21 protein-coding genes are annotated in these 21,825 nt (G+C 70.9%); 20 read left to right on the forward strand and 1 reads right to left on the reverse strand.

All coding sequences use genetic code 11. From position 1 onward, the window contains the following. Nucleotides 1-105: 105 nt before the first annotated feature. Nucleotides 106-1,110: a hypothetical protein gene (locus tag ACIPY5_RS13750; protein ID WP_400971626.1), complete on the reverse strand. Its 1,005-nt coding sequence runs from the start codon at nt 1,108-1,110 to the stop codon at nt 106-108. Here ACIPY5_RS13750 and ACIPY5_RS13755 point away from each other — a divergent pair. The 20 genes from ACIPY5_RS13755 to ACIPY5_RS13850 all read left to right on the forward strand — a co-directional run bounded on the left by ACIPY5_RS13755 (nt 1,099) and on the right by ACIPY5_RS13850 (nt 21,759). Further along, entirely contained in the window at nt 1,099-1,743 is a 645-nt protein-coding gene (locus ACIPY5_RS13755) for a hypothetical protein (RefSeq protein WP_309357070.1), read from the forward strand. The two genes, ACIPY5_RS13750 and ACIPY5_RS13755, sit on opposite strands and share 12 nt — an antisense overlap. Beyond that, the gene (locus ACIPY5_RS13760) at nt 1,740-2,771 is read left to right on the forward strand and encodes an HAD-IIA family hydrolase (RefSeq protein WP_309357068.1); all 1,032 of its coding nucleotides are present in this window, start codon (nt 1,740-1,742) and stop codon (nt 2,769-2,771) included. The genes ACIPY5_RS13755 and ACIPY5_RS13760 overlap by 4 nt, the downstream gene beginning before the upstream one ends. A 38-nt stretch (nt 2,772-2,809) precedes the next feature. Further along, nucleotides 2,810-2,989 carry a hypothetical protein gene (locus ACIPY5_RS13765; protein WP_309357067.1) on the forward strand — a complete coding sequence of 60 codons (180 nt, stop codon included), beginning with the start codon at nt 2,810-2,812 and terminating at the stop codon, nt 2,987-2,989. Beyond that, nucleotides 2,986-3,801, forward strand: coding sequence for a TlyA family RNA methyltransferase (locus ACIPY5_RS13770; protein ID WP_400971629.1), 816 nt, complete (start codon nt 2,986-2,988; stop codon nt 3,799-3,801). Before ACIPY5_RS13765 ends, ACIPY5_RS13770 begins: the two co-directional genes overlap by 4 nt. Then, nucleotides 3,798-4,706, forward strand: coding sequence for an NAD kinase (locus ACIPY5_RS13775; RefSeq protein WP_309357064.1), 909 nt, complete (start codon nt 3,798-3,800; stop codon nt 4,704-4,706). The genes ACIPY5_RS13770 and ACIPY5_RS13775 overlap by 4 nt, the downstream gene beginning before the upstream one ends. Beyond that, nucleotides 4,703-6,388: a DNA repair protein RecN gene (gene recN / locus ACIPY5_RS13780; protein ID WP_309357063.1), complete on the forward strand. Its 1,686-nt coding sequence runs from the start codon at nt 4,703-4,705 to the stop codon at nt 6,386-6,388. Before ACIPY5_RS13775 ends, recN begins: the two co-directional genes overlap by 4 nt. Nucleotides 6,389-6,423: 35 nt before the next feature. Beyond that, nucleotides 6,424-7,338 (forward strand): carbohydrate kinase, encoded by a 915-nt coding sequence (locus tag ACIPY5_RS13785; RefSeq protein ID WP_400971632.1) that lies wholly within the window; start codon nt 6,424-6,426, stop codon nt 7,336-7,338. Between the two features lie 36 nt (nt 7,339-7,374). Next, on the forward strand, nt 7,375-9,060 hold the full coding sequence (locus ACIPY5_RS13790) for a CTP synthase (protein WP_309357072.1): 1,686 nt from the start codon (nt 7,375-7,377) through the stop codon (nt 9,058-9,060). Between the two features lies 1 nt (nt 9,061). After that, nucleotides 9,062-9,661, forward strand: coding sequence for an NUDIX domain-containing protein (locus tag ACIPY5_RS13795; protein ID WP_400971634.1), 600 nt, complete (start codon nt 9,062-9,064; stop codon nt 9,659-9,661). Nucleotide 9,662: 1 nt separating this feature from the next. Next, on the forward strand, nt 9,663-10,565 hold the full coding sequence (gene xerD, locus ACIPY5_RS13800) for a site-specific tyrosine recombinase XerD (protein WP_400971636.1): 903 nt from the start codon (nt 9,663-9,665) through the stop codon (nt 10,563-10,565). Between the two features lie 88 nt (nt 10,566-10,653). Then, nucleotides 10,654-11,682, forward strand: coding sequence for a hypothetical protein (locus ACIPY5_RS13805; RefSeq protein WP_400971638.1), 1,029 nt, complete (start codon nt 10,654-10,656; stop codon nt 11,680-11,682). After that, complete coding sequence (locus tag ACIPY5_RS13810) at nt 11,682-13,097, forward strand: hypothetical protein (RefSeq protein WP_400971640.1); 1,416 nt, start codon at nt 11,682-11,684, stop codon at nt 13,095-13,097. Before ACIPY5_RS13805 ends, ACIPY5_RS13810 begins: the two co-directional genes overlap by 1 nt. Beyond that, nucleotides 13,094-13,786, forward strand: coding sequence for an ABC transporter ATP-binding protein (locus ACIPY5_RS13815; protein WP_400971642.1), 693 nt, complete (start codon nt 13,094-13,096; stop codon nt 13,784-13,786). Before ACIPY5_RS13810 ends, ACIPY5_RS13815 begins: the two co-directional genes overlap by 4 nt. Beyond that, nucleotides 13,783-15,021 carry an ABC transporter permease gene (locus ACIPY5_RS13820; protein ID WP_400971644.1) on the forward strand — a complete coding sequence of 413 codons (1,239 nt, stop codon included), beginning with the start codon at nt 13,783-13,785 and terminating at the stop codon, nt 15,019-15,021. Before ACIPY5_RS13815 ends, ACIPY5_RS13820 begins: the two co-directional genes overlap by 4 nt. Nucleotides 15,022-15,109: 88 nt before the next feature. After that, nucleotides 15,110-16,657: an amino acid permease gene (locus ACIPY5_RS13825; protein WP_309357054.1), complete on the forward strand. Its 1,548-nt coding sequence runs from the start codon at nt 15,110-15,112 to the stop codon at nt 16,655-16,657. A gap of 7 nt (nt 16,658-16,664) precedes the next feature. Next, nucleotides 16,665-17,387, forward strand: a complete 723-nt coding sequence (locus ACIPY5_RS13830; protein ID WP_400971647.1) for a FadR/GntR family transcriptional regulator — start codon at nt 16,665-16,667, stop codon at nt 17,385-17,387. Between the two features lie 15 nt (nt 17,388-17,402). Then, entirely contained in the window at nt 17,403-18,794 is a 1,392-nt protein-coding gene (locus tag ACIPY5_RS13835; RefSeq protein WP_400971649.1) for a glutamine synthetase family protein, read from the forward strand. A gap of 34 nt (nt 18,795-18,828) precedes the next feature. After that, on the forward strand, nt 18,829-20,232 hold the full coding sequence (locus ACIPY5_RS13840) for an aldehyde dehydrogenase family protein (RefSeq protein ID WP_400971651.1): 1,404 nt from the start codon (nt 18,829-18,831) through the stop codon (nt 20,230-20,232). A gap of 32 nt (nt 20,233-20,264) precedes the next feature. Next, nucleotides 20,265-21,044, forward strand: a complete 780-nt coding sequence (locus ACIPY5_RS13845) for a 3-oxoacyl-ACP reductase (RefSeq protein ID WP_400971653.1) — start codon at nt 20,265-20,267, stop codon at nt 21,042-21,044. Beyond that, the gene (locus ACIPY5_RS13850; RefSeq protein WP_400971655.1) at nt 21,037-21,759 is read left to right on the forward strand and encodes a gamma-glutamyl-gamma-aminobutyrate hydrolase family protein; all 723 of its coding nucleotides are present in this window, start codon (nt 21,037-21,039) and stop codon (nt 21,757-21,759) included. The genes ACIPY5_RS13845 and ACIPY5_RS13850 overlap by 8 nt, the downstream gene beginning before the upstream one ends. Nucleotides 21,760-21,825 lie beyond the last annotated feature (66 nt).

Genomic DNA, 21,825 nt, shown 5'->3' on the forward strand with positions numbered 1-21,825 from the left:
GCCGATGGTACTGCAGGGGGGACCCTGTGGGAGAGTAGGACACCGCCGGACTTCCTTTAACAGAAAGGCCACCCAACGCAGGGTGGCCTTTCTGCGTTAACATGCTCAAACGGAAGGAGTCCCGACATGGCCGAAGAAGGCAAGCCTGCGCGCGACCGCAAGGATGATGGCGCGAGGCGGCCTCGCCGCTATGTCGACGGCGACCGTTCGGAGCGCTCTTTCCGCAAGGACTCCGCGCGCGGCGACCGTCCGCAGCGCAACGAGGGCGATCGTCCTCGTCGCGATGGCGACCGTCCGTTCCGCGGTGGCGATGACCGTCCGCGCCGTGACGGCGACCGTCCCTACCGGGGTTCGTCGGATCGCACCGACCGTCCGCGCCGTGATGGGGACCGCCCGTACCGCGGGGGAGATGACCGTCCCCGTCGCGATGGCGATCGTCCCTTCCGCGGCAACGATGACCGTCCGCGCCGTGACGGCGACCGTCCGTACCGCGGGGGCGACGACCGTCCCCGTCGTGACGGCGATCGTCCCTTCCGCGGCAACGATGACCGTCCGCGCCGTGACGGCGTCCGTCCCTACCGGGGCGCGTCGGATCGCACCGACCGACCGCGTCACGATGGGGACCGCCCGTACCGCGGGGGAGACGACCGTCCGCGCCGTGACGGCGACCGTCCGTACCGGGGTTCGTCGGATCGCACCGACCGCCCCCGTCGTGACGGCGACCGTCCCTTCCGCAGCAACGACGACCGTCCCCGTCGGGATGGCGACCGTCCGTTCCGGGGTTCGTCGGATCGCACCGACCGCCCCCGTCGCGACGGCGACCGCCCCTTCCGCAGCAACGACGACCGTCCCCGTCGGGACGGCGACCGTCCCTACCGGGGTTCCTCGGATCGCACCGACCGTCCCCGTCGTGACGGCGACCGCCCCTACCGCGGCAACGACGACCGTCCGCGCCGGACGAGCGACCGCCCGCGTCGCGACACCTTCGCGGCGGATCGGCCGCGCGATCCGGAGCTTCCCGAGGAGATCACGGCCCGCGATCTGCATCCCTCCGCGCGCAATGAGCTGAAGACCCTCAGCAAGGAGAACGCCGAGCAGGTGGCGCGCCACCTGGCGATGGCCGCCCGGCTCATCGACGAGGACCCCGAGCGTGCGCACCTGCACGCGCTGGCCGCATCGCGCCGAGCCGGCCGGGTCGCCGTCGTCCGCGAGTCCGTGGCCATCACGGCCTATGCCATGGGCGATTTCGCCCTCGCGCTGCGCGAGCTGCGCACCTACCGCCGGATCTCCGGGAGCGACGACCAGATCGCGCTCATCGTGGACAGCGAACGCGGGATGGGGCGCCCGGACCGCGCGCTGGAAGAGGCGCGCTCGGTCGACCGCGCGGCGCTGCCGACCGCGACGCGCGTCGCGCTGGCGATCGCGATGTCGGGTGCCCGCCTGGATCGGGGCGAGACCGAGCTCGCGCTCGGCGAGCTCGAGATCCCCGAGCTCAACCCCGACCTCGCCTTCGACTGGAGCCCGGCTCTCTTCTCCGCGCGTGCCGCGGTGCTCGAGGACCTCGGCCGCACGGAGGAGGCGGCGTTCTGGCACGAGCGTGCGGAGGTCGCTTCCGCCGCGCTGGGCCATGGCGACGACGAGGAGCTCTTCATCGAGGACGCCTACGAGGACCTCGCCGAAGAGCCGGAGGGCATCGAGATCGACGAGTCCGAGCAGCCGGAGGCCACGGAGAAGCCCGAGTGAGCCTTTTCTCCCGGGACAGGCGCACGCCGCTGACCGATGTCGATGTCGTTCTCGCGGACCTGGACGGCGTCGTGTACGCCGGTGCCGGCGCCATCCCGCACGCGATCGACAGTCTGAAGAAGGTCGAGGCTTCGCGCCGTCTCGGCTACATCACGAACAACGCCTCCCGCACTGACGCCTCCGTGGCGGCGCACCTCACCGAGCTCGGCCTGACGGTCGCGCCCGACGAGGTCGTCACGAGCCCGCAGGCCGCGATGCGTCTTGTGAGCTCCCTGATCCCCGCCGGATCCACGATCCTGGTCGTCGGAGGCGAAGGACTCGTCGACGAGGTGCACAAGGCCGGGTTCCGGGTCACGCGAAGCGCCGACGACGCCCCCGCCGCCGTGGTGCAGGGGTTCGCGCCCGAGGTCGGCTGGAAGGACCTCGCCGAAGCCGCGTTCGCGCTGAAGCTGCCCGAGGACGAGGGCGGGATCCCGTGGATCGCGACGAACACCGACTGGACGATTCCCCAGTCGCGCGGCGTCGCGCCCGGCAACGGGACTCTGGTCTCTGCGGTGCACACGGCGATCGGCCGCCTCGCGACCGTGGCGGGCAAGCCCGAGACGCCGATCTTCGAGGAGGCGGTCGCCCGATTCGGAGCGAAGCATCCGCTGTTCATCGGCGACCGTCTCGACACGGACATCGCCGGAGCGTCCCGTGCAGGCATCGAGTCCGTCCTGGTGCTCACAGGCATCGACCGGCCCAAGCATCTGCTGGCCGCGGCCGAGGGCTCGCGCCCGACGTACATCCTGGGCGATCTTCGCGAGCTGGACGAGCCGTATCCGCAGACGCAGATCAAGGGCGACACGGTCACGGTGCGGGGAGCCTCGGTCCGGGTGGACGGCCCGGACATCACGATCCTCAGCGAGGGCGATCGGCCGATCGACCTCGTGCGCGCCGGCGCTGCCGCGATCTGGCGCACGGGTCGGCAGATCTTCGGCTTCCGCGTGCCGGAACGCCTGTACGCGGATCCGTTCCACCGCCCGTAATCCGGCGGAACGTCGCCCTCGCGCCGTAGGCTGAGGGGGTGAGCGAGAACACGGAACCGGATCCTTCGGACGGGCTCTGGAGTCGGCTGCGCCTGATCGAAGGGCAACCGCTGGACTCGCGCGCCGCCGCGTATCAGGCCATGCACGACGACCTGGCACGTCGGCTCGAGAGCGCTCCGCGCGACGCCTCCGCGCAGCCGGGTGCCGATCGCGGATGACGGCCCGACTCGACGCGGCTCTCGCGGAACGCGGCCTCGCACGCTCGCGCACACATGCGGCGACCCTCATCGACGGCGGTCTCGTCACCGTCAACGGGAGGCCCGTGGTCAAGGCATCCGCCAAGGTCGAGGACGGCGACGCGATCGAGGTCGCGGGCGCGGACCACTACGTCAGCCGTGGCGCGCATAAGCTCATCGCGGCGCTGGACGGGTTCGAGCTCGATCCCGCAGGGCGGCTGGCCCTGGACATGGGCGCGTCCACGGGCGGGTTCACCCAGGTCCTGCGCGAGCGCGGCGCGCGGCGGGTGCTCGCGGTCGACGTCGGGCATGACCAGCTCGCCCCGTCGGTGCGCCTGGATCCGGCCGTCGTCGCGGTGGAGGGGTTCAACGTCCGGCACATGGATGCGGAGAACCTGGCTGCGGCGACGGGGGAGAGCGCTCGGCCGTCGCTCATCGTCGGCGACCTGTCGTTCATCTCGCTCACCCTCGTGCTCCCCGCGATCGCGGCGACGGCGGATGCCGACGCCGATGTCGTGCTGCTCGTCAAGCCGCAGTTCGAAGTGGGGCGCACCGCGGTGCGGGGCGGCCTCGTGACGAATCCCGCGATCCGCGCCGATGCCGTCGCCCGCGTGCTGTGGAGCGCATGGGATCAGGGCTTCGGGGTCATCGGGCTCCTGCCGTCCCCGATCCTGGGCACGCACGGGAACGCCGAGTACCTCGTGCATCTGCGCGCGGGGGATCGGGCCCGCGGCGACGGAGGCAATCCGACAGAATGGATGAGCACGATCGACGAGATGGCAGGAGGCCGATGAACGAGCGCAGGATCCTCGTCGTCGCACATGCGCGCCGGGACGAGACCGTGCAGGCCGCCAGACGCGTCGTGTCCGCCCTCCGCGGCGCGGGGGCGCTGCCGGTCCTCTCGGCGGACGACCGTGCCGACCTGACGGCGGAGGACGACTTCTTCGCCGAGGTCGACCTGCTCGGAACGGACATCCCGGTCGAGGACATCGAACTCGCGATCGTGCTGGGCGGCGATGGCACCATCCTGCGCGCGGCGGAGCTCGTCCGCGACGGGACGGCGCCGATCCTCGGCATCAACATGGGGCACGTGGGCTTCCTCGCCGAGATCGAGCGCGACGACATGGATGCCGCGGTCGCACGCGTCATCGACCGCGACTACTCGGTCGAGGAGCGCATGGCGCTCGCCGTGCGCGTCAAGGACGCCGACGGATCCGTCGTCTACAGCACCTGGGCGCTCAACGAGGCGACGGTGGAGAAGGCCAGTCGCGAGCGCATGATCGAGGTGGTCGTCGAGATCGACGGCCGCCCGCTGACGAGCTTCGGCTGCGATGGCATGGTGGTCTCGACCCCGACCGGCGCGACCGCGTACAACTTCTCCGCGGGCGGACCGGTGATCTGGCCCGGCGTCGAGGCGATCGCGGTGGTGCCGCTGTCCGCGCACGCGCTGTTCGCCCGCCCGCTCGTGGTCGCACCGGGCGCGCCCGTCGCGATCGAGCTGCTGGACCGCAACGACGGCACCGCGATCCTCTGGTGCGACGGACGGCGCTCGCACGAGCTGCCGCGCGGCGCGAGGGTGATCGTGCGCCGCTCCTCGCGTCCCGTGCGCCTCGCGCGCCTGCACCCGAGCGTGTTCACGGACCGGCTGGTGCGCAAGTTCCAGCTGCCCGTCTCGGGCTGGCGGGGGGCCGACTCATGATCGAGGAGATGCGCCTGCGCGACCTCGGCGTCATCGCGGAGGCTGTCCTGCCGATCGGGCCCGGTTTCACCGCGATCACGGGCGAGACCGGCGCCGGCAAGACCATGGTCGTGACCGGCCTCGGGCTGCTGCTCGGGGCGAGGGCCGACTCCGGCGCCGTCCGCGCGGGGGCCGCGCAGGCCTCGGTCGCGGGCGTGTGGATCGTGCCGAGCGCGGGATCCGTCGCCGACACCGTGGCGGATGCGGGCGGAGAGCTCGAGCCCTACGACGACGAACGCGGTGAGCTCTACGTGTCCCGCACGCTCACCGCCGAAGGACGCAGCCGCGCGAGCGTCGGCGGGCGCGCGGCGCCGGCCGGCGTGCTGGCCGATCTCGCCGACGACCTCGTCGTCGTGCACGGGCAGTCCGAGCAGCTGCGCCTGCGGTCCGCGGCCGCGCAGCGCGACGCCCTCGACCGCTTCGGCGGATCCGCCGTCGCGCTCGTGCGCGCCGAGTACGAGGCCGCATGGGAGCGCTGGCGCACCCTGTCCGCAGAGCTCGAGGAGATCAGCGGCAACCAGGAGCGGCGCCGCCGAGAGGCCGATGATCTGCGCGAGGCGCTCGGAGTGATCGAGGCCACCGACCCGCAGCCGGGGGAGGACGACGCCCTCGCCGAGCGCGCAGAGCGCCTCGCGAACGCCGAGGAGCTGCGCCAGTCCGCCGCGATCGCGCGTGCCGCGCTCTCCGACGAGGACGGCGAGACCGATGTCACGTCGCTGGCGGCCGAGGCACGGCGGGCCCTGGAGCGCGCGGGGGATCCGGAACTCACGGCGATCGCCGAGAGCATCGCGGAGATCGGCTACCGCGCCACGGACATCGCGGCGCAGCTGAGCGGCTATCTCGCCGATCTCGACGAGTCCGGTCCGCACGAGCTGGCCGCCGTCGAAGAGCGCCGTGCGGCTCTCGCGACCCTCGTGCGCGCCCACGGCACCCTCGACGCCGCCCTCGAACTGTGGAACACCGGATCCGCGCGGCTGGCCGAGCTAGACGACGACTCCGACCACATCGAACGGCTCGCGGTCGAACGCGACGCCGCGCGCGCGACCCTCGACGCGGCCGCCGCCGCCCTCACCGCGACGCGCACCGAGGCGGCGGGACGACTCGGCACCGCGGTCACCGAAGAGCTGCACGCCCTCGCGATGCCCGATGCCCGCCTGGTCGTCGCGGTCACCGACGGCACGGAGAGCGCCCATGGACGCGATGATGTCGCGATCCTCCTCGCCCCGCATCCGGGTGCGGATCCGCGATCCGTCGCGAAGGGCGCCTCGGGCGGAGAGCTGTCGCGCGTGATGCTCGCGATCGAGGTCGTGATCGCGGGCACGGATCCCGTCCCGACCTTCGTCTTCGACGAGGTCGACGCGGGCATCGGCGGTGCGGCGGCGATCGAGGTCGGCAGGCGACTGGCGCGACTCGCGCGCACCTCGCAGGTGATCGCCGTGACCCACCTCGCCCAGGTCGCCGCCTTCGCGAACAACCACCTCAGCGTCGTGAAGGCGAACGACGGGCAGGTCACCGCATCGAGCGTCCGCCGCCTCGACGGCGAGGACCGCGAGGCGGAGATGGCGCGGCTGCTCTCCGGGCTCGCCGATTCCGGTGCGGCCCTCGAACACGCCAGAGAGCTGCTCGCCCTGCGCGAGGACTGAGCCGTCCGACGGGCGGAGAAGAGGGAGCGAGCAGCGTGAGGGATCGGATCGCAGTGATCGGCGAGGCCCTCGTCGACGTCGTCGAGGGCGGCGAGACGCACGCCGGGGGATCGCCGATGAACATCGCGGTCGGGCTCGCCCGGCTGGGGCATCCCACGACGCTGCACGCGCGGATCGGCGCCGACGCCTACGGCGACCTGATCCGCGCGCACCTGGACGAGGCGGGCGTGGCACTCGGCCCGGACACCCTCGTGTCAGGCCCGACCTCGACGGCGATCGCGCGCGTGGATGCCGAGGGCAAGGCGAGCTACGCGTTCGACATCGACTGGGACATCCCCGCGCCCGACGTGACCGGAACCCGGCTGGTGCACACCGGGTCGATCGGCGCGCTGCGGGAACCCGGCGCCACCGCGGTCCTCGCGGCGCTCGGCACGGCCGAGGCGGACACGCTCCTGACGCTCGATCCCAACATCCGCCCCGACGTGATCGGCACGAAAGAGGAAGTGCTGCGCCGGGTGGCCGACCTCGCGGCGCTCTGCCAGGTGGTGAAGCTGAGCGACGAGGACGCAGCCTGGCTCGCACCGGACGCGACGCTCGAGAAGGCCCTCGCCGACCTCGCCGCGCACGGCGCGCGGTTCGTGGTCGTCACGCGCGGATCCGAGGGGTGCCTGGCGCTCGTGGACGGCGCATGGTTCGCCCGCCCGGCGCGGCCCGTCGTCGTCGCCGACACGATCGGCGCGGGCGACGCGTTCATGTCCGGGTTGCTGCATGCGCTGCTGCGCGACGGTACGGACCGTCTGCTCACGGCGGGGGAGCCCGTGCCGGACGACGCCGTGCTCGCCGCTCTGGACACCGCACTCGCGAGCGCCGCGCTCACCGTGGCGCGCGCAGGAGCGAACCCTCCCTCGACGGCGGAACTGGACCAGGCCCTCCGCGCGTCGCGTGAGTGACTCCCGGCGATCGCGCTGATAGGATTAAAGCCCGTGATGCAGAACTCAGCCGCGCGGACAGACAACGACACCACCAAGCACATCTTCGTGACGGGCGGTGTCGTTTCCTCTTTGGGCAAGGGCCTGACGGCAGCCAGCCTCGGCAACCTGCTGACCGCCCGCGGACTGCGCGTCGTGATGCAGAAGCTGGATCCCTATCTGAACGTGGATCCGGGCACCATGAACCCCTTCCAGCACGGCGAGGTCTTCGTCACGGACGACGGCGCCGAGACCGACCTCGACATCGGCCACTACGAGCGCTTCCTGGACATCGAGCTCAGCCAGGCCGCGAACGTCACCACCGGTCAGATCTACTCGCAGGTCATCGCCAAGGAGCGCCGCGGCGAGTACCTCGGCGACACGGTGCAGGTCATCCCGCACATCACGGACGAGATCAAGCGCCGCATGCGCCTTCAGGCCGATGAGACGCCGCGTCCCGACGTCATCATCACCGAGATCGGCGGCACGGTCGGAGACATCGAGTCGCAGCCCTTCATCGAGTCGGCGCGTCAGATCCGCCACGAGCTCGGCCGCAAGAACGTGTTCTTCGTGCACGTGTCGCTGGTGCCGTTCATGGGCGCCTCCGGCGAGCAGAAGACCAAGCCGACGCAGCACTCCGTCGCGACCCTGCGCTCGATCGGCATCCAGCCCGACGCCCTCGTGCTGCGCAGCGACCGCCCCGTGACCGACTCGAACAAGCGCAAGATCGCGCTCATGTGCGACGTCGACGAGGACGCGGTCGTGAACGCGATCGACGTGCCCAGCATCTACGACATCCCGACGATGCTGCACGACCAGGGTCTGGACGACTACATCGTGGACGCGCTCGGGCTCGACAAGGCCGCGGATGTCGACTGGTCGCGCTGGCAGAAGGTCCTGCAGGCCGTGCACAACCCGAAGCACGAGGTCACGATCGGCCTCGTCGGCAAGTACATCGACCTGCCCGACGCCTACCTCTCGGTCACCGAGGCCCTCAAGGCCGGCGGCTTCGCGCACGAGGTCGCCGTCAAGATCCGCTGGATCCCCTCCGACTCCTGCGAGACGCCCGAGGGCGCCGCCAAGGCGCTGAGCGACGTCGACGGCATCTGCGTGCCCGGCGGCTTCGGCATCCGCGGCATCGAGGGCAAGCTGGGCGCGCTCCGGTTCGCCCGCGAACAGGGCATCCCCACCCTCGGCCTGTGCCTCGGCCTGCAGTGCATGGTGATCGAGTACGCGCGCAACGTCGCGGACATCGCCGGTGCGTCGTCGAGCGAGTTCGACCCCGACACCGCGGAGCCGGTCATCGCGACCATGGCCGAGCAGGTCGAGATCCTCGACGGCGGCGACCTGGGCGGCACCATGCGCTTGGGCCTGTACAAGGCGGCGCTCGGCGAGGGCTCGCTCGCCGCCGAGCTCTACGGCGCGTCCGAGGCCTCGGAGCGTCACCGCCACCGCTACGAGGTGAACAACGCCTACCGCGGCCGCCTGGCGGACGCCGGGCTCTCGTTCTCGGGCCTCAACCCCGAGCTCGACCTCGTCGAGTACGTGGAGCTGCCGCGCGAAGTGCACCCGTTCTACATCGCCACCCAGGCGCACCCCGAGCTGCGCTCGCGCCCGACCGACCCGCACCCGCTGTTCCGCGGACTCGTCGGCGCGGCGATCGAGCGGCACCGCTCCAGCGAGCTGTTCGACGACGAGGACTGACGTGACGGACTCCACCACCGCGCCGCGCGACGAGCCGTCCGACCCCGAGGTGCTCTCGAGCGCCGAGGTGTACCGCGGCGCGGTGTGGGGGATCCGCGAGGACCACGTCCGCTACGGCGACGGCGGGATCGTGCGTCAGTACATCGACCACTCCGGCGCGGCCGCGGTCGTCGCGATGGACGAGGACGGACGGGTGCTGCTCATCCAGCAGTACCGTCATCCCATCCGGCAGCGCGACTGGGAGCTGCCCGCGGGGCTGCTCGATGTGGCGGGGGAGGACCCGATGGACGCCGCGCGGCGGGAGCTCGCCGAGGAGGCGGACCTGGTCGCGAGCGCCTGGGAGCCGCTCATCTCGATCTACACGACCCCCGGCAGCAACTCGGAGATCGTCCACATCTACCTCGCGACCGGGCTGAGCGCGGCGGAGTCCGCCTTCGCGCGCACGGACGAGGAAGCCGACATCCGGCTCGCCTGGGTTCCGCTGTCCGAAGCCGCCGACGGCGTGCTCGCCGGGCGGCTGCGCAACGGCATCCTCGCCGCCGGGGTACTCGCGGCGGAGCGACGCCTGTCGTCGACGGGGCGGCGGGGCCTCGGGGCCTGACGTGCAGCTCGACCGAGCGCTCGACGCGTACCTCCGGCACGTGACGATCGAGCGAGGGCTGGCCGAGCACACCCTCGCCGCGTATCGCCGCGATCTCGGCGGGTACCTGGTGTGGCTGGGGGAGCAGGGCATCGCCGACACCGACGCGATCTCCGCGGAGACCGTCGCGGCGTTCGCCGCGGAGCGTGCGGGCGCAGAACCGCCGCCCGCCGCGTCCAGCCTCGCCCGGCTGCAGTCCTCGGTGCGGGGCTGGCATCGCTTCCTCGCCAGGGAGGGCATCGCCGAGGCGGATCCGAGCGCACGGCTGCGTCCGCCGAAACAGCCGCGGCGTCTGCCGAAGGCGCTCACGATCGATCAGGTCGAGCAGCTGCTCGGCGCGCCCTCCGCCGAGGATCCCATCGGGATCCGGGACCGGGCGCTCCTCGAGCTGCTCTACGCCACGGGCGCCCGCGTCTCCGAGGCGGTGTCTCTCGACGTCGACGATCTTGCACACGGCGACGTGCTGAGGCTGCGCGGAAAGGGGTCCAAGGAGCGGATCGTGCCCGTGGGCTCCTTTGCACGCGCGGCGGTCGACGCCTACCTCACGCGGGTGCGCCCCGCGCTCGCCGCGAAGGGGCGCGCCTCGGCGAAACTGTTCCTCGGGGCGCGCGGCGCACCGCTCAGCAGGCAGAGCGCGTGGCTGATCATCCGCGCGGCCGCCGAAGGCGCGCAGATCACGGCGGAGGTCTCGCCGCACACTCTGCGGCATTCCTTCGCGACCCATCTGCTGCAGGGCGGCGCCGATGTCCGGGTCGTGCAGGAGCTGCTGGGCCACGCGTCGGTCGCGACCACCCAGATCTACACGCACGTCTCGGTGGACACGCTGCGGGACGTCTACGCGACCGCGCATCCTCGGGCGCGTTGACGGCGGTTATCTCTCGCGAGGAGGCGCTCGGCGGCGTCGACCTGTAGGGTCTGGCGAAAAGGGTTTCTCGAAAACTGAAGGAGCAACGATGCCGACCGTCGAGTCCCGTCTTCCCCTCGCCCTCGCAATCCTGGCGCTGTCGACGATCGCGCTCTCCGCCTGCGCGCAGGGCGGAGGAGGCCTGAAGCCGGAGGATTCTCCGCTTTCCGAGTACCTGAGCGCGGGCTACGACCGCGACGCCTCTCCGAAGGAGCAGGAGCGCCGGGCCAAGGAGCAGCAGAAGAAGCAGGAGGAGCTGACCGCCGACTGCATGGCGAAGGAGGGCTTCGAATACAAGCCGTTCACCGGCAACATGTCGTTCGCTTCCTCCGAAGACGTGAAGTGGGAGCCGGAGGAGCGGTCCTGGGTCGAGAAGTACGGGTACGGCGCCGTCGACAATCCGATGGACCAGCAGATGAAGGGCAAGGAGCAGGAGCAGCCCGTCGAGGACCCGAATCAGGAGTATCTGCAGAGCCTTTCCGAGGCGGAGCAGCAGGCCTACCAGGAGACGCTGTACGGCAAGATGGCCGATCCCGACCCGCAGGCGGAAGGACCGGTCGAGTGGAAGTGGCAGGACGCCGGCTGCCAGGGGCGGGCGCAGCACGAGGTGTCGGCCGATCAGCCCTGGCAGAGCGACGAGTTCAAGCCGCTCGTGGACCGCATCCAGAAGTTCTACGAGAAGATGCAGGACGCCCCGGAGCTGAAGAAGCTCGACGGATCATGGTCCGCGTGCATGGGCGATGCCGGTGAGAGCGGATTCCGCAAGCAGCCGGAGGCTCAGCAGTCGATCTACGACGCGATGAACAAGATCTACGAGCAGCAGGCCCCGATGGATCCGCAACAGGACCCGAATTCGTATCAGGATCCCAAGGACAGCGCGGAGATGAAGAAGCTCGGCGAGACGGAGCGTGCGCTCGCACTCAAGGATCTGGCCTGCCGGGAGAAGACCTCCTACCGCGATGCGCAGCTGAAGATCCAGTTCGCGAACGAGGAGAAGTTCGTCGCGGAGAACAAGAAGGAGCTCGAGGCGTTCAAGGTGGCGGGGGAGAAGGCTCTGGCGCAGGAGAAGAAGAAGTAGTGCGGGACGACACGGAGGAGGCGGGTTCCGGCGCCTCGCAGGTGGCCGGCTGGGGGCGGGTGTTCCGGCGCAACCGCGCGCTCTGGATCGGTGCGGTGGCCGCGCTCGCGGCGCTCGTCGGCGGTCTGCTCGTCGGGACGTTCGTGCTGGCACCGGCGAACGCCGGGGGGAAGGCGCCCAAGCCGGGCCTGATCACGGCGCCGGTCGAGTTCGGGCCGCTGAGCAACGACGTGACGCTGCGTGCGGACGTCGGCTACGCCGATGCGGTGGACGTCGCGATCGACACGAGCACCGTCTCCGGCGCCGCGGTCGTCACCGGACAGGTCCCTGCGGAGGGCGCGACCTTCTCGCCGCTCTCGATCGCCCTCGAGGTGGTCGGGCGGCCGGTGATCGTGCTGCCAGGGGAACTGCCCGCCTACCGGAGCCTGCGCCACGGCGTCTCCGGCCCTGACGTGCTGCAGCTCAAGCAGGCGCTGTCCGCCGTGGGAATCGATCCGGGGGACATGAGCTCGAACATCCTCGATGAGAACGCGACGGCCGCGATCGCCCAGCTGTACGCCCAGGTCGGCTATCCCGCGCCGAGTCCCGGCGAGGGCGTCGAGGAGGCCTATCGCAGTGCGCAGGAGTCGGTGCGCTCGGCCGAGACGGCGCTGCGCAGCGCGCGTCGCCAGCTCCAGGCCGCCGACCAGACGCCGGAGGCGGATCGCGGCGCCCTGCAGGACGCCGTCGACGCGGCGCGGAGCCAGCTCGGCTCCGCCGAGGACGCCGCCGAGCGGGCGCGCCTGCAGACGCTGCCGTTCCTGCCGTCGAGCGAGGTGCTGTTCCTCACCGAACTGCCGCGCCGGGTCGACGCGGTGAAGGCCAAGCGGGGCGCCGTGCTGCAGGGCACGGCGATGACGGTGTCGGGGGCGACCGTGCGCCTGACCGGGAGCGCTGCCGAGGCCGACGCGCGCCTGCTCAAGCCGGGCACCTCAGGGACGTTCTCCCTCCCGGACGGCACCGCGCACACGGCGACCATCACCGAGGTCAAGAACGGCTCCGCGGCCGGCGCCTCGGGAGGCTCCGGGGGCAAGAGCGGCACGAAGCCGGCGGCCGCGGGGCGCTGGCAGGTGCTGTTCGAGCCGCAGCCGCTCACCGCGGAGCAGATCGCGGCACTGCAGGGCGCGAACGTGCGGGTCTCCGTCGCGGTCGGCGCCACGGACGGCGACGTGCTGTCCGTCCCTCTCGCCGCGCTGACGGCGGGGCCTGGCGGTGAGAGCCGGGTGCAGGTGGTGGAATCGGATCCGCGCGAAGGGGACAGTGCGAAGACGCGCATGGTCGTCGTGAAGACCGGGCTGGCCGCCCGCGGCGCGGTCGAGGTCGCGGCGGTCGAGGGGAAGCTGGAGAAGGGCGATCTCGTGGTGGTCGGCCGATGACCGAGGCCGCGCCGGATCCGGCGCCGCTGATCGACCTGCGCGACGTCACGCGCTCGTTCCCCGGGCCGCCGGAGGTGCAGGCGCTGAAGGGCGTCTCGCTCACCGTCGAGCCGGGGGACTACCTCTCGATCGTCGGCCCCTCCGGATCCGGCAAATCCACGATGCTCAACATCCTCGGGCTGCTGGACCGTCCGAGCGTGGGGACGTACCGGCTCGCCGGATCCCTCACCGGAGACCTCGGCGAGGACGAGCGGGCCGCCATGAGGGCGAGATTCATCGGCTTCGTCTTCCAGTCCTTCCACCTGATGGCGCGCCGCTCGGTGCTGCAGAACGTGCTGATGCCGATGCTCTACAGCGGCGTTCCGCGCGCGGAACGGGAGGAGCGGGCCGTCGCCGCGCTGGAACGCGTCGGCCTCGGCGGCCGGATGTCGTTCCTGCCGACCGAGCTCTCCGGCGGGGAGCGGCAGCGCGTCGCCGTGGCACGGGCGGTGGTCTCCGGACCCCGGCTCCTGCTCGCGGACGAGCCCACCGGCAACCTCGACCAGGACACCACGGGAGAGGTGATGCGGCTGTTCGAGGACCTCGGCGAGGACGGGCTCACGCTCGTCGTGATCACCCACGACGCCGACGTCGCGCAGCGGGCGCGCCGCTGCATCCGGATCGCGGACGGGCGGGTGAGCGAGCGATGATCCCTCCGGTACCGCGGGCGGATCGCTTCACGATGCAGGATCTCGTGGCGGAGGCCACGAGCGACCTGGGATCCCGGCCGGCGCGACTGCTGGCGACGATCCTGGGCACCGTGCTCGGGATCGGCGCCCTGGTCGCCACCGTCGGCTTCGCCCAGACCGCCTCCGCCCAGATCGCGCGGCAGTTCGACACCGCGGCGGGCACCCAGATGGTGGTGTCTCCGGCGCAGGCGCAGACCGGCGGCTCGCAGAGCAAGAGCGTGGCGACCGGGCGCATCCCCTGGGACGGAGCCGAGCGCGTGGACCGCCTGGCGGGCGTTCTGGCCTCTGCCCTCATCGCCGAGGTGCCGCTCGGGGATTCCGATTCCATCACGGCGGTGCCCGTGAACGATCCTTCCGCGGCGCCCTCCTCCTCGCCGGCGCTGTTCGCCGCATCGGCGGGGCTGCCGGAAGCGCTCGAGGCGCGGGTCGTCTCGGGGCGGTTCTTCGATCACGGGCACGACGCCAGGGGCGACCGGGTGGCGGTGCTCGGCGCCGAGGCGGCGAAGAGGCTGGGGATCGCCGAGGTCGGCGCCCGTCCCTCGCTGTTCATCGACGGGGTCGCGTACGCGGTCATCGGCGTGCTGGGCCCGATGCAGCGGTCCGACCTCGCCGATGCCGTGCTGATCCCGGTGGGGACGGCGCGGAGCGACTTCCGTCTGGCGGCGCCCGCCGAACTCGACATCCGGATCATGCCGGGATCGGGGCCTCAGCTCGCGAAGCAGACCGTCGTCGCGCTTCAGCCCGATGCTCCGGAGGGCCTGCAGGCGCAGGCGCCCTCGGGCAGGGGAGACCTCAGCCGCAACGTGCAGGGCGACGTCAACCTGGTGCTCCTGCTGCTCGGCGGCGTCGTGCTGCTCGCGGGCGGCTTCGGCATCGCGAACGTCACGCTGCTGGGCGTGATGGAGCGGACAGGGGAGATCGGGCTGCGCCGCGCGCTCGGAGCGACCAGCCGACAGGTCGGACAGCAGTTCCTGGTCGAATCCCTGGTGATCGGACTGGTGGGCGGAGTGATCGGTGCCGCGGTCGGCGTCAACGCCGTCATCCTCGTCGCGGCGCTGCAGGGCTGGGCGCCGGTCGTGGATCCGCTGATCGCGATCGCCGGAGTCGGGGTCGGGGTGCTCGTCGGCGCGCTGTCCGGCTGGTATCCCGCACGGCGGGCCTCGAGCATCGAGCCCGTGGAGGCGCTCCGGGGCTAATGGTTTGAAGTCAGACCATTGACAGTCGAGGGACGAGAGCGTCAGAATCGCTGCACACGCTCCCTCCACTGAAAGCAGGCAGCACTCCATGAGCGAAACGACAAAGGCGCCGGACTCGCACCCGATCGACGACGACGCCGCAGCCCTGGCCGCCCTGGGCTACAAACAGGAACTGCATCGGGGGATGTCGGGGTTCAGCAACTTCGCCGTCTCCTTCTCGATCATCTCCATCCTCGCGGGATGCATCACCTCGTACGCCATCGCCCTGAACTCGGGCGGCCCCTCGGCGATCACGATCGGCTGGCCGGTCGTCGGCGTCTTCGTGCTCATGGTCGCCCTCGCCATGGCGGAGGTGTGCTCGAAGTACCCGACCGCCGGCGGCCTGTACTTCTGGGCCGGCCGGCTCGCCAAGCGGAACAAGCGCCAGTGGGCGTGGACCGTGGGCTGGTTCAACTTCCTCGGCGAGGTCGCCGTCACCGCGGCGATCGACTTCGGCGCGGCGACCACGATGATGGCGTTCGCGAACCTGGTCTGGGGCATCGAGCCGACGCCGCAGACCACCTTTGCGCTCTTCGTCGTGCTGATCGTGGTGCACGGCCTGCTGAACACCTTCGGCGTCAACATCGTGAGCCTGCTCTCGAACGTGTCCGCCTGGTGGCACATCGTCGGCGTGCTCGTGATCGTCGGGGCGCTGTGGATCATGCCCACCCAGCACCAGGACGTCGGATGGACGTTCACGCACTGGTACAACGGCACCGGCTGGTCGTTCGGCCCGTACGTGTTCCTCATGGGCCTGCTCATGGCGCAGTACACGTACACCGGCTACGACGCCTCCGCCCACGTCGCCGAGGAGACCAAGAACGCCTCGATCGCCGCGCCCAAGGGCATCGTGATGAGCGTCGTGATCTCCATCATCGGCGGGTGGATCCTGCTCTTCTCGATCACCGCGGCCATCCAGGACGGCAGCGACAAGGGGATCGCGGGCCTCCTCGGATCCCAGACCGGTCTGCCACCCGCGCAGATCTTCCTGGACGCGCTGAACAACCCGACGATGGCGAAGTTCCTGCTGTTCATCGTCTGCGGCGCGCAGTTCTTCTGCGGCATGGCCTCGGTCACCGCGAACTCCCGGATGAGCTACGCGTTCTCGCGGGACAGCGCGATCCCGGGCTCGCGGATCTGGGCGAAGGTCAACAAGCGCACGGGCACGCCGACCAACTCGATCTGGCTGTGCGTCGTGCTGTCGATCATCCTGACCACGCCGGCGCTGTTCAACACCACGGCGTACCTCGCCGTGACATCGGTGGCGGTCATCGGCCTCTACATCGCCTACGTCACTCCGGTGTTCCTGCGCCGGCTGGACAAGGGCTTCGTCCCCGGGCCCTGGAACCTGGGCCGGTGGAGCGCCGTCGTCGGCTGGATCGCTGTGGTCTGGGTGGTGCTCATCATCATCCTGTTCGTGCTGCCCCCGGTGAACCCGATCACGATCGACACCTTCAACTACGCGCCCGTCGCGGTCGTCGTGGTGGCCCTCCTCTCCATCGTGCTGTGGTTCGCGTACGGCAAGCGGGACTTCATGGCATCGAGCGTCGAGGCCGAGCATCTCACCATGGCGCCGGACAAGCTCCTGGAGGAATGACCACGACATGACGGACGCGATGGACTCCCCTCTGGTGGGCGCGGCGCTGCATCCGGTCCGCGGCCACATGGCCTTCGAGAGCTGCGTCGAGCAGCTCGGATCGGCCATCAGGCTCGGGATCTTCCGGGTGGGGACGAAGCTCCCCGGCGAGCGCGAGCTCGCCGAGAAGCTCAGCGTCTCCCGCGCCACCCTGAGGGAGGCCATCAGCGCTCTCCGCGCCGCCGGGCTCGTCACGACGACCCGGGGGCGCGGAGGGGGCACCATCGTCCTGCCGGCCGCAGAGCAGTGGCCGGCCGACCAGACCCCGCCGCGCCGGGCCGAGATCGACGACGTGATCGTCTTCCGGTCCGTCATCGAGCCGGGCGCCGCGTACCGGGCGGCGCTGACCTCCCTGGACGAGGCGCAGCGCACGCTCCTCACCGACAGCCTCGCAGACCTCGCCGCCGCCGAGACGCCGGCCGACTACCGGCAGGCCGACGCCCGGCTGCACCTCGCGATCGCGACGGTCTGCGGATCCGACGAACTGTCGCGCTCCTGCAGCGCGGTGCAGGTGCGGATCCACCAGCTCCTCGCCGAGATCCCGTTCCTCAAGACCAACATCGACCACTCCGAGACCGAGCACCGCGCGATCGTCGCGGCGATCCTGGACGGCTCCGCCGACCGGGCGCGCGACATCATGACCGCGCACTGCGACGCCACCGCCGCACTCCTCAAGGGCCTTCTGAAATAAAGGACACCGTTGCACATGAACTCCTCCGACCTCCTCGTCCCCGCCCGCAACGACCGCATGCTCACCGTCGAGCAGCTGCGCGCGCGCATCCTCGACGGCTCGCTCGACACTGTGATCCTCGCCTTCACCGACATGCAGGGGCGGCTGCAGGGCAAGCTCTTGCACGCGCGCTTCTTCCTCGACTCCGTGCTCGGCCACGGCACCGAGGGATGCAACTACCTGCTCGCGGTGGACGTCGAGATGAACACGGTCGACGGCTATGCGCACGCGTCCTGGGCGGACGGCTACGGCGACATGGAGTTCGTACTGGACCTCGCGACCATCCGGCTCCTGCCGCACCGGCCGGGAAGCGCGATGATCCAGTGCGACCTCGCGGGGACCAACGGCGCGTCCGTGCGGGTCTCGCCGCGCGAGATCCTGCGCGCGCAGACCGAGCGCGCCGCCTCCCACGGCTGGAAGGCGCTCGCCGGCACCGAGCTCGAGTTCGTGATCTTCAACACGCCCTACGACCGGGCGTGGGACTCCGGCTATCGCGACCTGGAGCCCGCCAACCGCTACAACATCGACTACTCGATCCTCGGATCCACGCTCGTCGAGCCGCTGCTGCGCGAGATCCGCAACACGATGTACGCCTCGGGCCTGAACGTCGAGTCGGCGAAGGGCGAGTGCAACTTCGGCCAGCACGAGATCGCGTTCCTCTACGACGAGGTCATCGCCACGGCCGACAACCACGCGTACTACAAGACGGCCTCGAAGGACATCGCGCGTCAGCACGGTCAGTCGATCACGTTCATGGCGAAGCCGAACCAGCGTGAGGGCAACTCCTGCCACGTGCACATGTCGCTGCGCGGCAAGGACGACGACGCGCTGGTGTTCTGGGACGCCGAGCGCGGCGCCCGCTCGGCGCTCTACGACCACTTCATCGCCGGCGTGCTCGCGACCATGCGCGACTTCACGCTCTTCTACGCGCCCAACATCAACTCCTACAAACGGTTCGTGAAGGGATCCTTCGCGCCGACCGCGGTCGCCTGGGGCATCGACAACCGCACGAGTTCGGTGCGCCTGGTCGGGCGGGGCGCGGGAGCGCGGATGGAGAACCGTCTGCCCGGCGGGGACATGAACCCGTATCTGGGACTCGCCGCCATGCTCGCGGGCGGACTGTACGGGATCGATCACGAGCTGCCGCTCGAGCCGGAGACGAAGGGCAACGCGTACGAATCCGGTGCACCCACGGTCCCGTCCACGATGCACGAGGCGCGCGAGGCGCTCGCGCAGTCCGCGATCGCGAACGAGGTCTTCGGCGAGGACGTCGTGCGGCACTACGTGAACTACGCCGATGTCGAGATCGCGGCCTTCGACGCCGCGGTGACCGACTGGGAGCTGCGCCGCGGCTTCGAGCGGCTGTGAACGGGTTCATCGGAGATCTCGAGAGGCTGAGCGCATGAGGATCCCTTCTTCCCGCTACGGCGCCGCCGGCGCCTTCACCGTCCTGAACCCCGCGACCGGACAGCCGGTGGGGGAGGTCGGTCTCGCCGACCTCGGCGAGACCGACGCGGCCATCGAGCGCGCCCACCGGGCGTACCCCGCGTGGCGCGCGATCGCCCCGGGGGACCGCGCTCGCCTGCTGCGGTCTTTCGCGAGCGTCGTCGAGGCGCACATCGACGAGCTCGCCGCCCTGGAGGTCGCGAACGCCGGTCACACGATCGGCAACGCCCGCTGGGAGGCCGGCAACGTCCGCGACGTGCTGAACTACTACAGCGCGAGCCCCGAGCGGCATTTCGGGAAGCAGATCCCCGTGGCCGGCGGGATCGATGTCACCTTCCACGAGCCGCTCGGCGTCGTCGGCATCATCGTGCCGTGGAACTTCCCGATGCCCATCGCCGGCTGGGGTTTCGCCCCGGCGCTCGCCGCAGGCAACACGGTCGTGCTCAAGCCCGCCGAGCTCACGCCGCTGACCGCGATGCGCCTCGGCGAGCTGGCCCTCGAGGCGGGACTCCCGGAGGGCGTCTTCACGGTCATCACCGGCAAGGGCAGCGTGGTCGGGGACCGCTTCGTCACGAACCCGCTCGTGCGCAAGGTGTGCTTCACCGGATCCACCGAGGTGGGCAAGGGGATCATGCGCGGCTGCGCGGATCAGATCAAGCGCGTCACCCTCGAGCTCGGCGGCAAGAACGCGAACATCGTGTTCGACGACGCGGATCTCGAGGCCGCGGCCGCGGCCGCCCCGGGCGGCGGCCTCGACAACGCCGGCCAGGACTGCTGCGCCCGTTCCAGGATCCTCGTGCAGGAGAACGTCTACGACCGGTTCCTCGAGCTCCTCCAGCCCGCGGTCGAGGCGTTCCGCGTCAAGGATCCGTCCGCGGAGGACGCCGAGATGGGGCCGATGGTCTCGGCGCGGCAGCGCGACGCGGTCGCGGCGCACCTGGACGGCGCCGACGTGGCGTTCCGCGGGCAGAGCGCCGAAGGCGCGGACTGGGACGGCGGGTTCTGGCTCGCCCCGGCGGTCGTGCTGCCGCGCAGCGCGAGCGATCCGGTGTGGTCGCAGGAGCTCTTCGGTCCCGTGCTCGCCGTGATGCCCTTCCGTGACGAGGCGGATGCGATCGCCAAGGCCAACGACACCGAGTACGGTCTGAGCGGATCCATCTTCAGCCGCGATGTCGGCCGCGCCCTGCGCGTCGCCCGCGGCGTGGAGAGCGGCAATCTCTCGATCAACTCGCACTCCTCCGTGCGCTACTGGACCCCCTTCGGCGGGTTCAAGCAGTCCGGGCTGGGCCGCGAGCTCGGACCGGACGCGCCGGACTCCTTCTCCGAGGTGAAGAACGTGTTCATCTCCACGACGTACTGAATCCTCCCCACACAGCGAAAGGCAACACAGGAATGGGAAAGCTCGAAGGCAAGGTCGGCGTCATCACCGGCGGCTGCAGCGGTATCGGACTGGCGACGGCGAAGAAGTTCGTGGCGGAGGGCGCGAAGGTCGTCATCGGCGACCTCGACGAGGCGAACGGCCCCCGCATCGCGGAGGAGCTCGGCGGCGTGTTCGTGAAGGTGAACGTGACCGATCAGGCCGAGGTGGAGAACCTCTTCGCCGTCGCGCACGACACCTACGGCCGCATCGACATCGCCTTCAACAACGCCGGGATCTCGCCGGCGACCGACGACTCGATCCTCAAGACCGGGATCGACGCCTGGAACCTGGTGCAGGACGTCAACCTCACCAGCGTCTACTACTGCTGCAAGGCCGTGCTGCCGTACATGCTCGAGCAGGGGAGCGGATCCATCATCAACACGGCGTCGTTCGTGGCGATCATGGGTGCGGCGACCTCGCAGATCTCCTATACGGCGTCCAAGGGCGGCGTGCTCGCGATGACCCGCGAGCTCGGCGTGCAGTTCGCGCGCAAGGGCATCCGCGTCAACGCGCTCTGCCCCGGCCCGGTGAACACGCCGCTGCTGCAGGAGCTCTTCGCGAAGGACCCCGAGCGCGCCGCGCGCCGGCTCGTGCACGTCCCGATGGGGCGATTCGCCGAACCCGAGGAGATCGCGAACGCGGTCGCGTTCCTCGGCAGCGACGAATCGAGCTTCATCACCGCCATGGACTTCCTCGTCGACGGCGGCCTCTCGAACGCGTACGTGACCCCGCTGGAATCCGACTTTGACTGAGCCGCGCCCCGTCGTCGGGCTCACGACCTACCGCCAGGCCGCCGATTGGGGCACCTGGCGGCAGGTCGAGGCCGACCTCCTGCCGAGCGCCTACGCGCGCTCGATCGAGCGCGCCGGCGGCGTGCCGCTGCTGCTGCCGCCGGTCGCCGCTCCCGGCGCCGCGGGCGAGGTGCTCGCGCGCCTGGACGGGCTCCTCATCGCGGGCGGGGCCGACGTGAACCCCGCCCGCTACGGGCAGGAGCCCGACCCGAGCGTGGTGCGCTGGTACGACGACCGGGACGCGTGGGAGCTCGCGCTCCTGGCCGAGGCCGACCGGATCCGGCTGCCCCTGCTCGGGATCTGCCGCGGCATGCAGCTCATGGCGGTCGCCGCCGGCGGAACCCTCGTGCAGCACCTGCCCGACGTGGTCGGCCACGGCGAGCACGGCGGAGGGCCGACGTCGTACGGCTCGGCCTCGGTGCGCGTCGACGCCGAGGGCCGGGTCGCGGGCCTCGTGGCGCCCGAGCTCACCGTCCCCGTGCACCATCATCAGGCGGTCGCGCAGCATCCCGGCTATCTCCCGGTCGCGCACGACGCGGACGGCGTGCTGCAGGCCATGGAGGCCGAGGGCGACCGGTTCGCGGTCGGCGTGCAGTGGCATCCGGAGACGGACGAGGATCCGGGGCTGTTCGACGGGCTGATCGCGGCGGCGAAGGAGCGCCTCCGAACCCGCTGATCCGGCGGACCGGCGTGTGGGGCCGGGGCCGGAACCTCGTCGGCGGCTATGATCGATCGAGCACGA

This window comes from Microbacterium sp. NPDC089698 (genome assembly GCF_044749045.1).
Lineage (GTDB): Bacteria > Actinomycetota > Actinomycetes > Actinomycetales > Microbacteriaceae > Microbacterium.

Coding starts and splice junctions, on each gene's coding strand:
- ACIPY5_RS13840 (WP_400971651.1), top strand. CDS start 18,829: ATGAGGATCCCTTCTTCCCGCTACGGCGCCGCCGGCGCCTTCACCGTC.
- ACIPY5_RS13830 (WP_400971647.1), top strand. CDS start 16,665: ATGACGGACGCGATGGACTCCCCTCTGGTGGGCGCGGCGCTGCATCCG.
- ACIPY5_RS13770 (WP_400971629.1), top strand. CDS start 2,986: ATGACGGCCCGACTCGACGCGGCTCTCGCGGAACGCGGCCTCGCACGC.
- ACIPY5_RS13775 (WP_309357064.1), top strand. CDS start 3,798: ATGAACGAGCGCAGGATCCTCGTCGTCGCACATGCGCGCCGGGACGAG.
- ACIPY5_RS13835 (WP_400971649.1), top strand. CDS start 17,403: ATGAACTCCTCCGACCTCCTCGTCCCCGCCCGCAACGACCGCATGCTC.
- ACIPY5_RS13845 (WP_400971653.1), top strand. CDS start 20,265: ATGGGAAAGCTCGAAGGCAAGGTCGGCGTCATCACCGGCGGCTGCAGC.
- ACIPY5_RS13815 (WP_400971642.1), top strand. CDS start 13,094: ATGACCGAGGCCGCGCCGGATCCGGCGCCGCTGATCGACCTGCGCGAC.
- ACIPY5_RS13790 (WP_309357072.1), top strand. CDS start 7,375: ATGCAGAACTCAGCCGCGCGGACAGACAACGACACCACCAAGCACATC.
- ACIPY5_RS13820 (WP_400971644.1), top strand. CDS start 13,783: ATGATCCCTCCGGTACCGCGGGCGGATCGCTTCACGATGCAGGATCTC.
- recN (WP_309357063.1), top strand. CDS start 4,703: ATGATCGAGGAGATGCGCCTGCGCGACCTCGGCGTCATCGCGGAGGCT.
- ACIPY5_RS13825 (WP_309357054.1), top strand. CDS start 15,110: ATGAGCGAAACGACAAAGGCGCCGGACTCGCACCCGATCGACGACGAC.
- ACIPY5_RS13805 (WP_400971638.1), top strand. CDS start 10,654: ATGCCGACCGTCGAGTCCCGTCTTCCCCTCGCCCTCGCAATCCTGGCG.